Annotated in this window: 13 protein-coding genes; 6 read left to right on the top strand and 7 right to left on the bottom strand. The window is 69.1% G+C overall.

Translation table 11 applies throughout. From position 1 onward, the window contains the following. Positions 1 to 47 precede the first annotated feature (47 nt). From ACLJO0_RS41085 to ACLJO0_RS41070, 4 genes are read left to right on the top strand one after another with little or no spacing between them, the layout of a single operon-like run. A complete protein-coding gene (locus ACLJO0_RS41085; protein ID WP_410585318.1) occupies positions 48 to 773 on the top strand; it encodes a creatininase family protein in 726 nt (241 codons plus the stop codon). Further along, positions 770 to 2,272 (top strand): benzoate-CoA ligase family protein, encoded by a 1,503-nt coding sequence (locus tag ACLJO0_RS41080; protein ID WP_410585317.1) that lies wholly within the window; start codon positions 770 to 772, stop codon positions 2,270 to 2,272. Before ACLJO0_RS41085 ends, ACLJO0_RS41080 begins: the two co-directional genes overlap by 4 nt. Then, entirely contained in the window at positions 2,269 to 2,961 is a 693-nt protein-coding gene (locus ACLJO0_RS41075; protein ID WP_125797145.1) for an SDR family NAD(P)-dependent oxidoreductase, read from the top strand. Before ACLJO0_RS41080 ends, ACLJO0_RS41075 begins: the two co-directional genes overlap by 4 nt. Further along, positions 2,958 to 3,785: an enoyl-CoA hydratase family protein gene (locus ACLJO0_RS41070; protein ID WP_410585316.1), complete on the top strand. Its 828-nt coding sequence runs from the start codon at positions 2,958 to 2,960 to the stop codon at positions 3,783 to 3,785. Before ACLJO0_RS41075 ends, ACLJO0_RS41070 begins: the two co-directional genes overlap by 4 nt. Positions 3,786 to 3,967: 182 nt before the next feature. Here the strand turns inward: ACLJO0_RS41070 and ACLJO0_RS41065 are convergent, their stop codons facing one another. Further along, a complete protein-coding gene (locus ACLJO0_RS41065) occupies positions 3,968 to 4,924 on the bottom strand; it encodes a helix-turn-helix transcriptional regulator (RefSeq protein ID WP_410585315.1) in 957 nt (318 codons plus the stop codon). A gap of 62 nt (positions 4,925 to 4,986) precedes the next feature. Between ACLJO0_RS41065 and ACLJO0_RS41060 the strand changes: the two genes are divergently transcribed. After that, entirely contained in the window at positions 4,987 to 5,457 is a 471-nt protein-coding gene (locus ACLJO0_RS41060; RefSeq protein WP_410585314.1) for a VOC family protein, read from the top strand. Here the strand turns inward: ACLJO0_RS41060 and ACLJO0_RS41055 are convergent. The 5 genes from ACLJO0_RS41055 to ACLJO0_RS41035 form a co-directional block, all read right to left on the bottom strand. Continuing rightward, a complete protein-coding gene (locus ACLJO0_RS41055) occupies positions 5,449 to 6,366 on the bottom strand; it encodes an SMP-30/gluconolactonase/LRE family protein (RefSeq protein ID WP_410585313.1) in 918 nt (305 codons plus the stop codon). The two genes, ACLJO0_RS41060 and ACLJO0_RS41055, sit on opposite strands and share 9 nt — an antisense overlap. Before the next feature lie 10 nt (positions 6,367 to 6,376). Continuing rightward, positions 6,377 to 7,033 carry a histidine phosphatase family protein gene (locus ACLJO0_RS41050; RefSeq protein ID WP_410585312.1) on the bottom strand — a complete coding sequence of 219 codons (657 nt, stop codon included), beginning with the start codon at positions 7,031 to 7,033 and terminating at the stop codon, positions 6,377 to 6,379. Further along, positions 7,034 to 8,095 (bottom strand): phosphotransferase family protein, encoded by a 1,062-nt coding sequence (locus ACLJO0_RS41045; protein ID WP_410585311.1) that lies wholly within the window; start codon positions 8,093 to 8,095, stop codon positions 7,034 to 7,036. It abuts the gene before it with no gap. Beyond that, positions 8,092 to 8,844, bottom strand: a complete 753-nt coding sequence (locus tag ACLJO0_RS41040; RefSeq protein ID WP_410585310.1) for an SDR family oxidoreductase — start codon at positions 8,842 to 8,844, stop codon at positions 8,092 to 8,094. Before ACLJO0_RS41040 ends, ACLJO0_RS41045 begins: the two co-directional genes overlap by 4 nt. A gap of 99 nt (positions 8,845 to 8,943) precedes the next feature. Further along, complete coding sequence (locus ACLJO0_RS41035; RefSeq protein WP_410585309.1) at positions 8,944 to 10,194, bottom strand: S8 family peptidase; 1,251 nt, start codon at positions 10,192 to 10,194, stop codon at positions 8,944 to 8,946. A 261-nt stretch (positions 10,195 to 10,455) separates the two neighbouring features. On the opposite strand from ACLJO0_RS41035, the gene ACLJO0_RS41030 reads away from it, so the two are divergent. Further along, positions 10,456 to 11,406, top strand: coding sequence for a hypothetical protein (locus tag ACLJO0_RS41030; protein WP_410585308.1), 951 nt, complete (start codon positions 10,456 to 10,458; stop codon positions 11,404 to 11,406). A 5-nt stretch (positions 11,407 to 11,411) separates the two neighbouring features. Here ACLJO0_RS41030 and ACLJO0_RS41025 read toward each other — a convergent pair whose 3' ends face one another. Continuing rightward, positions 11,412 to 13,046 (bottom strand): acyl-CoA synthetase, encoded by a 1,635-nt coding sequence (locus ACLJO0_RS41025; protein ID WP_410585307.1) that lies wholly within the window; start codon positions 13,044 to 13,046, stop codon positions 11,412 to 11,414.

The following is a 13,046-nucleotide window of genomic DNA, read 5'->3' as shown; positions in this document are numbered from 1 at the left end:
CGCGCAACTCTATACACCTCAGGCCGCTGCGGTGTAGCTTGATTCGGGTGACGTACTTCGCGGAGTTGAGCTCGCGTCAGGTGGCCGCGCTCGCGTCCGATGCGCGCGTCCCCGTGCTGCTGCTGCCGGTGGGCGCGGTCGAACCACACGGGCCGCACGCGCCGCTGGGCACCGACCCCCTGATCTCACGGGGGATGTGCGAGCGCGCCGCCGCCCGGCTGGCGGGTGACCCCGGCGTCCGCGTGCTGATCCTCCCCGAGGTGCCCTACGGCGTGACCCGGTTCGCGGCCGGGTTCGCGGGCGGCATCTCGATCGGCGAAGAGACCCTGTACGCGCTGTTGACCGAGATCTGCGGGGCGCTCGCCGAGCAGGGTCTCTCCCGGATCCTGCTGGTCAACAACCATTTCGAACCGGCGCATCTGGCCATGCTGCGGCGCGTGGCAGAGGCCGGCGGCGCCGGCTTCGTCGACCTGGTCCGCCGCCGGTACGCCACCCGGCTCACCGACGAATTCCGCTCGGGCGAGTGCCACGCCGGGCAGTACGAGACGTCGCTGGTGCTCGCCGACCGGCCGGACCTCGTCGACGCCGCCGTCCAGCGCGCACTGCCCGCGGTCCACGTCGACCTGGCGCGCGGCGGGGTCACGGACTTCGCCTCGGCCGGGATGACCGAGGCCTACTGCGGCACCCCTGCCCAGGCGAGCGCCGAAGAAGGCGAGAAGACCTTTTCGGTGCTCACCGACATCCTGGTCGAAGCGATCCGGGAGCTGGTATGACCTTCAACCTGGCGACCCATTTCGTGGACCGTCTCCCCGGCGAGCGGACGGCGTTGCTGTGCGGCGACGAGGAGGTCACGTACGCGGAGCTGGCGGCTCTGGTGAACCGAACCGGGAACGTGCTGCACGACCTCGGTGTCCGAAGTGGACAGCGGGTCCTGCTGGCACTGAACGACAGCGTGGAGTTCGTGGCCGTCTGGTACGCGGCGCAGAAGATCGGCGCCGTCACCGCCGAGGTCTATTCCTTCCTCCAGCCCAAGGATTACGCGTACTACCTGGCCTACACCGAGGCCGTCGTCGTCATCGCGGACGGCTCGACGGTGCCCGCGCTGCGCGAAGCCGGGGCACGGAATCTGCTGGTAATCGGGGATGTCTCCCTGGATCCTGGCGAGCACTCGTTCGACGCGCTGGTCGCGTCGGCTTCTCCCGACCTGGAAGCCGCCCCGACCACTTTGGACGATGTCGCGATCTGGAAGTTCACCACCGGGAGCACCGGCTCGCCCAAGGCGTGCGTGCACCCGGCGCGCAGTGCGCTGGAGAGCTTCGACCGATACGCGCTCGGCGTGCTCGGGCTCCGCGAGGACGACCGTGTCCTGGCCGTGCCGAAGCTGTTCTTCGGCTACGCGCGGGACCTGACCGCATTGTTCCCTTTCGGCGTCGGCGCGTCCGGGATCGTGTTCCCGCGACGCAGCACCGCCGAACTGCTGTTCTCGCTGATCGAGCGCTACCGGCCGACGATCCTGGTCAACGTGCCGACCATGATGAGCGCGATGATCGCCCATCCGGCGGCGTCTACTGTGGACATGAGTTCGCTACGGCTCGCGACGTCGGCGGGCGAGGCGCTGCCGTCGGAGCTGCATCGCAAATGGGACAACACGTTCGGTGTCCCGGTGATCGACGGAATCGGCTCGTCGGAGGCGTACCACATCTACCTGTCCAATGTGCCCGGCGCGCAGCGGGTCGGCAGCCTCGGCCGTGAGGTCCCCGGTTACACCGCTCGCGTTCTCGACGAGAGCGGCGATCCCTTACCGGATGGGGAGATCGGCACCTTGGAGGTGACCGGCCCGACCATCGCGCGGGAGTACTACGGCGACGCGGAGAAGACCGCGCGGACGTTCCACGGCGACACCCTGCGCACCGGTGACCTCTTCAGCCGCGACACCGACGGGTACTTCCACCACCACGGCCGCGCCGACGACCTGCTGAAGGTATCCGGCGTGTTCGTCGCGCCGAGCGAGATCGAAGACTGTCTCATCGGTCATCCCGCCGTCGTCGACTGCGCGGTGCTGGGGGTGACCGTCGACGGCCTGGTCGTCCCGCGGGCATGCGTCGTCCTGGTGGAGGGCGCTTCCGTGACCGCCGACGAACTGAAGGACCACGCGCGGGCGCAGCTGGCGAAGCACAAGTATCCGCGCGAGGTGGTGTTCGTGACCGGACTTCCCCGCACGGCCAACGGAAAACTCGATCGGCGCGCGTTGCGCCGGGTGGAGGCAGAGTGAGCAGGATCGTCGTCGTCACCGGCGGGACACGCGGGATCGGCGCGGCCATCGCCGCCAGGTTCCAGGCCGCCGGGGACAAGGTGCACGCGCCCGGCCGGGCCGACTGCGACGTCACCGACGAAGACGCCGTCGCCCGGTATTTCGACGGCCTCGGCCCGGTGGACGTGCTGGTGAACAACGCCGGGATCTCGGCGAGCGCGCCGCTGGCGAAGACGTCGCTGGAGCAGTGGCGGAGCCAGTTCGAGGTCAACGCGACCGGTGCTTTCCTGTGCACACGGGCTGTTCTGCCCGGTATGCGATCGCGTGACACCGGCCGGATCGTCACCGTCGCCTCGACCGCGTCGCATATCGGCTACCGCTACACGGCCGGATACACCGCGTCGAAGCACGCCGCCGTCGGCCTCATGCGGGCCACCGCCGCGGAACTGGCGGGGACCGGCGTCACCGCGAACGCCGTCTGCCCGGCCTTCGTGCGCACGGACATGACCGCCGCCTCGGTGGCCCGGATCCAGGAACGGACCGGCCGCGACGAAGCAGGCGCGGAAGCCGCCCTCGCCGCCGCGTCCCCGCTCGGCCGCCTGCTCGAACCCGACGAGGTCGCCCACGCGGTGACCTTCTTCGCGGCGCCCGAAGCCGCCGCGATCAACGGACAGACACTCGTCCTCGATGGAGGTGGGATCCAGTCATGAGCCCGTTCCGCGCCACGCCGCCGATCACGACGGACTGGGAGCACTTCGAGTTCACCGTGGACGACGGCGTCGCCACGATCACCTTGGACCGCCCCGAAAAACTGAACGCGCTCACCTTCGACGCCTACGCGGACCTGCGCGACCTGCTGGCCGAGTTGCCGCACCGCGGCGACGTCCGGGTGCTGGTCATCACCGGCCGCGGGCGCGGCTTCTGCTCGGGCGGCGACGTCGAAGAGATCATCGGCGAACTGCAGAAAATGGAGTCCGCGGAACTGCTGGACTTCACCCGCATGACCGGCGCGGTGGTGAAAGCGCTGCGAGAGTGCCCCATCCCGGTGATCGCCGCGGTGAACGGCATCGCGGCGGGCGCGGGTTCGGTGATCGCGCTGGCGAGCGACTTCCGGCTCATGGCGTCGTCGGCGAAGTTCGCCTTCCTGTTCACGAAAGTCGGCCTGGCCGGCGCCGACATGGGCTCGGCGTACCTGCTGCCGCGGCTCGTCGGTCTGGGCCGCGCGACGGAACTGCTGATGCTGGGCGACAAGATCGACGCGGCCCGCGCGGAGGCGATCGGCCTGGCTTCGAAGGTGGTGCCCGACGCTGAGCTTGCTTCCGAGGCTTCCGCACTGGCTCGACGGCTCGCCGACGGACCGGCGTTGGCCTACAGCACGACGAAGGTGCTGTTGACGCGCGAGCTCGACATGGACCTGGGGAGTTCGATCGAGCTTGAGGCAATCACGCAGGCTTTGCTGATGACGGCGAAGGACCACGGGGAGTTCTATGCGGCCTGGTCGGCCGGGCGTTCGCCTCAGTGGACCGGGCGGTGAACTCACCCCGCCGCAATTAGTCACCTACTTGCGTGCCGGTCGGCTGGTGTCGGCGATCAGGCGTGCCCCGACGTTGCGAAAGCCACTTTCGCAACGTTGAAAGTTGCGAAAGTGGCTTTCGCAACACCTGGCCGACACCCCGACGCCGGGCCGCACGCCCCTCACCGTGAGAGCCCCCGCAATTAGTCACCTACTTGCGCAGGAGCCGCGGCCCCGAGTAAACGTTCGGCCAGGACCCGGCACCGCTCCCCCAGCTCAGCCGGTTCGATCACCTCGAACGCGTGCCCCAGCACCACCACGTGCATCAGCAGGAAGTCGAGATCCCCGGCCCCGCTCAACACCTCGCACCGCGAAGGCCCCCGTTCCCGCACCACGGCCGCCGAAGCCGGGATCTGCGCCCGCACGACCGGAGCGGGCGCGTGCACCAGGAATCGCGCCTGGTGCCGGTAGACCCGGCTGGCGATGTTCTCCTGCACGTAGGTCGCCGCGTCGGGCGCCGGGCGCGGGCGGAAACGCCATGACCGCGCGGAAACCTCGGTCATCCGGTCGACGCGGAAGGTGCGCCAGTCGTCGCGGTCGAGGTCGTAGGCGAGCAGGTACCAGCGCCGACCGGAGGCCACCAGCCGGTACGGCTCGACCCGTCGCAGCGTAGATCCCGAAGAGGACGGATACCCGAAGCCCGCCTCGACCTCGTCGCGGCAGGCGCGAGCCAGTGTCATGAGGACGTCGGGGTCGATCGGCGCGCGGCTTCCGTCGAAGGCGACCACCGAGCCGGACAGCGCGCTCACCTCGTGCCGCAGTCTGGTCGGCAGCACCCGGTCGAGCTTCGTCAGCGCGCGGAGGGTGGCTTCACCGCTGCCCGCGCCGGCGAGCAGCGAGACCGCGGTGGCGATCGCCTCCTCGTCGTCCAGCAGCAGCGGTGGCATGTCGTGACCGGGGCCGAGCTGGTACCCGCCGCCGACGCCGTTGCCGGCCTGCACCGGATAACCGAGCGCACGCAGCCGTTCGACGTCCCGCCGGATCGTGCGCGGGGTGACGCCGAGCCGTTCCCCCAGCTCCGGGCCGGTCCACACCGCGCGCTGCTGGAGCAGCCCGAGCAGGGTGAGCACCCGCTCGGTCGTCCCGCGCTCGGCCTCCATGTCACCCACTGTGCCAGAGATAGCGGACCGATCCTGTCCGCTAGGCATGTCAGAGTGGTCCCATGAACCGCAAGAGCCGCGAATTCCAGGTCAGCTTCGACGCCCTCGACCCGAAAGCACTCTCGACCTTCTGGCGTGACGCCCTGGGCTACGTCCACCCCGGTCCTCCCGGGGTCGAGGTGCCCGAGGGCACGGATCCGCTGGACGCGTGGGCCGAGTTCCTCGAGCGGGTCGGCGTGCCCGAGGACCAGCGCAACAGCCGCTCGGCCCTCGAAGACCCGGACGGCGAAGGGCCGAAGATCTTCTTCCAGCAGGTCCCGGAGGACAAGATCGCGAAGAACCGCGTCCACCTCGACATCCGCGCCGCTCCCGGGCTGGTGGGCGACGAGCGCATGGCGGCGCTCGAAGCCGAGTGCGACAGGCTCGTCGCACTCGGGGCCAAGCGGGTTCAGCGCTTCGAGCCCGAGGAGCCCTTGAGCCTCGGCTTCATCGTGATGAACGACCCGGAGGGCAACGAATTCTGCCTAGACTGAGGTGACGGCGATCGCGTTGTCCTCCAGCGAGCCGAAGTAGAGGTTCCCGGCCCGCTCGCGGACGCCGACGAGCACGTGGAACCCGTCGATCTCCCCGCGTAGTTCGTGGACCTGCTTCCCGTCCGGCGTCACGCCGCGCACCCCGCATTCCCGCGCGGGTGCGGGCTGCAGAGCCGTCGGCAGCGCCCGGACACCGGCCCGCAACGGCGCGGGGAGCTTCTGCACCAAGGAAAGCGCGGGCACCTTCGGACTCGCCACAGTGATCCAGATCAGCCCGTCGCTGCCGGTCGAGATGTTGTCGGGATACCCCCACAGATCGTCGACGAGGTAGTCGCGCGTACCCGCTTTGTCGCCGGTGAGCCACACGCGCGCCACCCGGCAAGCGCCGGTCTCGGCGACGGCCACATAGGACTCGTCGGGCGGCAGCGCGACGCCGTTGGCGAACTGGAAACCGTCGGCGAGCTGCTCGATCTTCCCGTCCGGCGTGCGCCGCAGGAGCCTGCCGCCGCCGGTCTGCTCGATCAGGTCGTCGCGCCAGTTTTCGATGCCGAAGCGGCGCGACGAGTCGGTGAAGTACACCGTGCCGTCGGAGGCGACGGCGGCGTTGTTGCAGAACACGAAATCGAGGCCTACGGCCGAAGTCGCCAGCGTGGTCACGGGACCGCCCGCGAGCGGCATGGTGAGCAGACCGGCCTTGGCGTCGCAGATCAGGAGGTCGTCGCCGTAGAACTCCAGCCCCAGCGGACGGCCACCGGTGTCGCCGAGGACGTCGATCCGCTTGCCGTCCGGCGTGACGCGCAGGATCCGCCCGTCGTCGACGCCGGTGTAGATCCGCCCCTGGTCGTCGACCACGACGTCCTCGGGACCGTGCCCGTTGACCGGGATGACCGTGACCTCGCCGAACGCCATCGGGTTTCTCCTAGCGGTAGGTGAGCAGTTCCGCGGCTTCCGCCTCGAAATGCGGATGTTCGTTGAACGACAAGAGGGTCACTCCGCCGCGGCCGGACACCAGTTTGGTGATGCCCGCGTTCACGGTGACCCGGTTCAGTTTCAGCAGCCCCACCTCGGGCGTGCCCATGAGCGCGCCGCAGACCGTCGCGATCACGCCGCCGGAGCTGAAGACGACGGCGTGCTCACCCTTGCCCAGCGACGCCACGACGTCGGCCAGCGCACCGTTGACCCGCTCCAGGAACCGAGGCCAGGTTTCCGCGCACGGACTGTCGTCACCGGCGGAGACCCAGGCGTTCAGCGCACCGTCCAAAGCCGCCTGATACGCCCGCGAATCGGTCTGCTGGACGCCGGCGGCATGGTACTTCGCGATGTCGACGTGGTCGTACTCGTTCCAGCGCTCGTCCTCGACGACGGCGATCCCGGAGCCGAGCGCCTTCAACGCCGTCGCGGCCGTGTCCCGTTGGCGGGCAAGGGAACCCGCTCGCGCCTGGGTGAATTCGACACCCCGCCGCAGCAGTTCTTCTCCGACCACAGTGGACTGTTCGAAACCGCGCGTCGAGAGCTGGTCGTAGTTCTCCGCGCCGAACGACGCCTGCCCGTGCCGGACCAGGTAGATCGCACCCATCTACGCGTGTCCTCCTCCGATGATCCGGCGGCAGCGGCCGTCCAGATAGCCGACGAACTGCCACAGATCCTTGAACGCCGGATTGGTCGTCTGTCCACTGTGGAACCGGTAGTAGATCTGCTGGATCACCACCGCGAGCCGGAACAGGCCGTACACCTCGTAAAAGGTCCAGTCGCCGATTTCGAGGCCGGATCGCTCCGCGTACCGCCGCACGAACTCCTCGCGCGTGTACATCCCGGGCGCGTGCGTCGGCTGACGGCGGCTGAGCTTCATGACGTCGTCATCGTCGTCCTGCACCCAGTACGCCAGGGTGCTGCCCAGTTCCATCAGCGGATCGCCGAGGGTGGCCATCTCCCAGTCGAGCACGCCGATGATGTCGAGGTCGTCGTCGAGCACCAGGTTGTCGAGCCGGTAGTCGTTGTGGATCAAGCAGATCTTGACCTCGGACGGCTGGTTCTCTTTCAGCCACGCCATCACCTCGGCGCAGTCCGGGACGTTCTCCGTGCGCGCCTTGAGGAACCGCTCCGACCAGCCGCGCACCTGACGCTCGACGTAGCCGGCACCCTTGCCGAGGTCGGCCAGCCCGGCGGCCTCGACGTCGACGGCATGCAGTTCGACCAGCCTGTCGACGACCTTACCGCACAGCTCGCGCGCACCCTCGGGCGGCAGTTCGAGACCGGCGGGCAGATCTCCGCGCAGGATCAGGCCTTCGAGCCGTTCCATCACGTAGAAGTCGCCGCCGAGCACGGTTTCGTCGTCGCAGAAGGCGAGCATTTCGGGCACGTAAGGAAAGACCGGCCGCACCCCTTGCTGAACCCGGAACTCGCGGCGCATGTCGTGCGCGGAGGCTGCCTTGTGCCCGAGCGGCGGGCGCCGCAGGATCAGCTCGCGATCCGGATAAGTCAGCAGGTACGTGAGATTCGAGGCGCCGCCGGGGAACTGCCGGACCTCGGGCGGCGAGTCGCCGAGCCCGGGCACCCGACCGGCCAGCCAGGCGTGCACCGCGGCCGGGTCGAACGAGTCCTCTCCGCGTACCTCGACGGTCTTGTCCGCGGAGGTCATCCGAACTTCTTCAGCAAAGGCGCCGGGACGAACGGGAAGAGCTTCGAGAGCACGCTCCACGGCCACGTCGGCACGAACGCCTTCGCCGTCTCGGATTCGATCGCCTTCACCAGCGCCTGCGCGCCGGCCTCCGCCTTGACCGCGCCCGGAAGCTTCGAGATGTCCGGGTTCATCCCCGATTCGATGAACCCGGGGTGCAGCGTGGTGACCTTGATCGGCGTCTTCAGCAGCTCGATCCGGGTGCCCTCGGCGAACGCTGAGATCCCCGCCTTCGAGGCGGCGTACGCGGTGGTGTTGCCGGGGACACCGCGAAGCGCGAGGAAAGAGGAAACGACCACGAGGTGGCCGTTCTTCTGCTTGCGGAAGATGCCGACGGCGGCCTCGATCTGGGCGGCCGCGGCGAGGAAGTTCGTCTGGAGCGTCTGGCGGTTGGCGTCGAACCGGCCGGTGCCGACCCGCTGCCCCTTGCCGAGCCCCGCGTTGACGATCACGCGGTCGAGGGAGCCGAGCTCCTCGCGGAACTCCTCGAAGACGGCGAAGACCTGGTCGTGGTCGTTCACGTCCAGCTTCCGGGTGACCACCCTGATGCCGGGATAGGCCTTCTTGAGTTCCGCGGCGAGGGCTTCCAGCCGTTCGACACGGCGGGCGGCCAGCGCCAGGTCGCGGCCTCTGGCGGCGTACTGCCTCGCCATTCCCTCGCCGAGTCCGGAGCTCGCCCCGGTGATCAGGATGTTCTTCCGCAGGACCATGGGCTGGAGCTTACCGGTTGGTAACAAGTCTGGTACCCCTCGGACAGGGGCTGCCCCCGGCGCCTGGAGTACGCCGGGGGCAGCCTGTCCGAAAGGGTCTTACTTGACCTGGAGCAGCTTGTTCGCCGTTCCGCCGGTCGGGTTGCTGATCTTGCCGTCCGCGGCTGCGCCGACCAGGCCTTCGGCGACCTGGGCCGGGGTGGCCTCGGGGTTCGCCGCGAGGTACAGCGCGGCGGCACCGGCGACGTGCGGCGCGGCCATCGAGGTACCGCTGATGGTGTTGGTGGCGTCGTCACCGGTCGCCCACGACGAGGTGATGTCGACACCCGGCGCGTACAGGTCGACGACCGAACCGTAGTTCGAGAAGCTGGCCTGCTTGTCGGTCTTGTCGCTGGCGGCCACCGTGATGGCCTCCTTCACCCGGGCGGGCGAAGTGGTGCCGGCGTCGGAGGACTCGTTGCCCGCCGCGAGCGCGAAGGTCACGCCCTTGTCGATGGCTCCCTTGACCGCCGCGTCCAGGGCGTCGTCCGCGCCGCCGCCCAGGCTCATGTTGGCGACCGACGGGCCCTTGGCGTTCGCCGCGACCCAGTCGACACCGGCGACGACACCCTCGGTGGTGCCGCTGCCGTTGGCGTCCAGCACGCGGACGCCGACGATCTTCACGCCCTTGGCCAGGCCGTGGTCCGTGCCGCCGATGGTGCCGGCGACGTGCGTGCCGTGGCCGTGCTCGTCGTTGGGGGTGTCGTCGTTGTCGACGAAGTCCTTGCCGCCGGTCGCGCGGTCACCGAAGTCCTTGTGCGAGCCGCGGACACCGGTGTCGATGACGTAGGCGGTGACGTTGTCGGCCTTCGTCGGGTAGGTGTACTTGGTGTCGAGCGGCAGGTCGGCCTGGTCGACGCGGTCGAGGCCCCACGACGGCGGGTTGTCCTGCGTCTCGCTGATCTTGAACTTCTTGTTCTGGACGACGTACGCGACCTGCGGGTCGGCGGCGAGACGCTTCGCGGCGGCCTCGTCGGCCTTGATCGAGAAGCCGTTCAGCGCCGAGCCGAACGTGCGGGACAGCGTGGTGCCGTACTGACCGGTGAGGCCCTGCGCCTTCGAGGCGACGTTCGCGGTGATCTCGCTCGCCGCGGCCACGCCCTGGCCGACCGCGGTGGGCTTGAGGACGACGATGTAGCTGCCGCCGACGGCGTTGGCCGCACCCGCGCCGCGGATCTCGCCCTGCTGGTCGGCGTTGGCGGCGCCCGCGCCGAACGTGGCGACCGCCGCGGTCACACCGGCGAGGGCGACTCCCGCCACGAGGCCGCTACGGGTCTTTCGGGACTTCAGGTTCTTCCGGGACTTGCTCACTGGTTCCCTTCCTGCCGCGCCGTGCGGATCACCCGGGAGGATGATCGTTGCTGAGAGCCATGCAAGCCGGTGCGCTGGTGGCCGGGCAATGATTCACAGTTACCAGTACTAGGCCATACGGCGTAACGTCGCTCGTCCGGAAAGTCGTTTTCTCCTGGCAGAAGGCGCCCCTGAAGCGTTACCTCAGACTGTTAAAGTTATTCGTGTTGTTATCAACCGGGCGGTGTCAGGGAACGGCAGACGGGGGCGGTCGGGCAGCATATGGTGGCGGGGAGCGCGGCGGACCGAGTGACCACGGACGATGAAGACCAGCCGCGTACCGCGTTCGCCACCGCGTTGAGATCGGCCATCGCCACCAGCGGCCTGAGTCTCGACCGTATCCAAGCCCGGCTGCTCACGCGCGGCGCGTCGGTCAGCGTGACCGCGCTGAGTTACTGGCAATCGGGCAAACGTCAGCCGGAACGGCAGAGTTCGCTGTCCGCGGTCCGGGTCCTCGAAGAGGTCTTGGCGATCCCCGCCGGTTCGCTGCTCAGCCTGCTGCCGCCGCCACGGCCGCGCGGGGCGTCGTCACGCCGCAGCCGGGCCACCACCGAGCAGCCGCTGACCTTCCCGCTCGAAGCGCTCCAGGCGTTGCTGGAGAAGGTCGGCGCGCCCAACGCGCTCGAACAACACCATCAGCTGAAGCTGGTCGGCCTGCACGACCTCTGCGAGATCGCGGAGGACGGCGGGCAACGCGCGGTGACCGCGCGGGCGGTGTTCCAGGCGGGCGCGGACGGGCAGGACCGCTGGCTGCTGGTCTACGCCCAGGGTGATCCGGAGGCCGGGCCGCCGGCGCTGAACACGCTCCGCAACTGCCACGTCGGCCGCGCCGAAGTCGACGACGAACACGGGCTCACGGTGGCCGAACTGCTCTTCGACCGGCCCATCGACCGCGGCGAGACACATCTGATCGAGTACTCGCTCACCAATCCCGGGCCGCCGTATCCGGAATGCCGGAACACGCATTACCGCGAGTTCCGGCGTCCCGTCCGCGAGTACCTGCTGGAGGTCCGGTTCGACCCGGGCACCGTCCCGGCGAAGTGCTGGCAGTACTCCAGGCAGGGGACGTCGCCGCTGGACCGGAAGGAACTGAAACCGGACCAGGGCAACGGCGTCCACGCCGTCGCGCTGGACTTCGGACCCGGCGTGTTCGGCATCGACTGGGAGTACTGATCGCCTCAGTGCAGCTTGTTCCGCAGCACCTTCCCGGTCGCGTTGCGCGGTAGCTCGTCGAGGAACTCCACATCGCGCGGCACTTTGTACCGGGCGAGGTTGGCCCTCACGTAGTCCCGCACCCCCTCGACGTCCAGATCCGACTTCTCGGCCCGCACCACGAACGCCTTCAGCCGCTGCCCGAACTCGGGGTCCTCGACGCCGACGACCGCCGCTTCGAGCACGTCCTCGCGTTCGACCAGGAGGTTCTCCACCTCGATCGGGAAGACGTTCTCGCCGCCGGAGACGATCATTTCGTCGTCGCGGCCGTCGATGAACAGCAGGCCGTCCTCATCGAAGTGCCCGACGTCGCCACTGGAGAGCAGCCCGTCGATGATCTCCTTGTTACGCCCGTCGGTGTAGCCCTGGAAGCTCAGCCCGCTGCCGACGAACACCCGGCCGGTGACATGCGGCTCGGTGATCCTGCCGCCCTTTTCGTCGTACAGCGCGACCTTGCAGCCCACCGGCGCGCGGCCGACCGTGCCCGGCGCCTTGCGCCAGTCCTCGGGGGTCGCGACCGTCGCGACCGCGACCTCGGTCGAGCCGTAAAGGTTGTGCACGACGTCGCCGAACGCTGCGGTCGCGCGGTTCCCGAGGTCCGGGGACAGCGCGGAGCCGGCGACGAAGATGATCCGCAGGCACGAGGTGTCGTACTTGGCGCGGACCTCCTTGGGCAGGTCGACGATCCGCTGGAGCATCGTCGGCACGAGGACCAGCGTGGTGCAGCGGTTCTCCGCGACGCCGCGCAGCGTCTCCTCCGGCACGAACTTGCGTCGCATGACGACCTTCGAACCGAGCGCGAAGGACAGGATGAACTGCGACAACCCGGTGCCATGGAACAGCGGCGCGCCCATGTAGGTCGCCTCGCCGGTCCGCAACGGGATGCGGTCGAGGAACTGCGCGGAGGCCAGCGCGGAAGTGTGCGGCCGCGGAGCGCCCTTCGGCGTCCCGGTGGTGCCGCTCGTCAGCAGGATGAACCCGCCCGGTTTGGCGGGCGCCGGCCACGGCCGGTCGTCGGTGCTGGCGACCAGTTCGGTGACGACCGGGGTGTCGCTCGGACGCGCGGAATCCGTGTCGACCCAGGCGAGGTAGTGGTCGACGTCGCCCTCGACCGCGTCCAGCAGATCGGTGAACTCCTGGTCGTACACGAGCGCCGTGACGCCTTCGCGTTTCGCGACGTCCGCGAGCTGAGGTTTGGCGAACCCGGTGTTCATCAGCAGCAGCTTCGCGCCGAGCTTGCCCGAGGCGAGCATCGTCAGCACGAGACCGCGATGGTCGCGGCAGAGCGCGGCGATCACCGAGCCCGGGCCGAGGCCGCGTTCGGACCACGCCCTGGCCAGCGCGTTCGACTGCGTGTCGAGCTGCTTGAAGGTCAGCGGGCCGAGTTCGTCGATGATGCCGGTCGCGGTCGGGTCCCGGCGGGCGGCGATCATGTTCGCCCCGGCGAACGGACCCCACTTCCGCACCATGACCAGCGAACGCAGGCCCTCGTCGACCCGCGGGATGGGGAGCAGGCCCGCTTGGCGCATCACGTCGATGCTGCGCACGGTCTCGGTCACCTTGCCCGCCACCAGGGTGGCGAGGCCGGTGGGGTTTCTCAT

This window comes from Amycolatopsis sp. lyj-108 (assembly GCF_046549005.1).
Lineage (GTDB): Bacteria > Actinomycetota > Actinomycetes > Mycobacteriales > Pseudonocardiaceae > Amycolatopsis.
The sequence above is the reverse complement of the archived record's forward strand: the minus strand, read 5'-3'. Positions and strand labels throughout refer to the sequence as shown.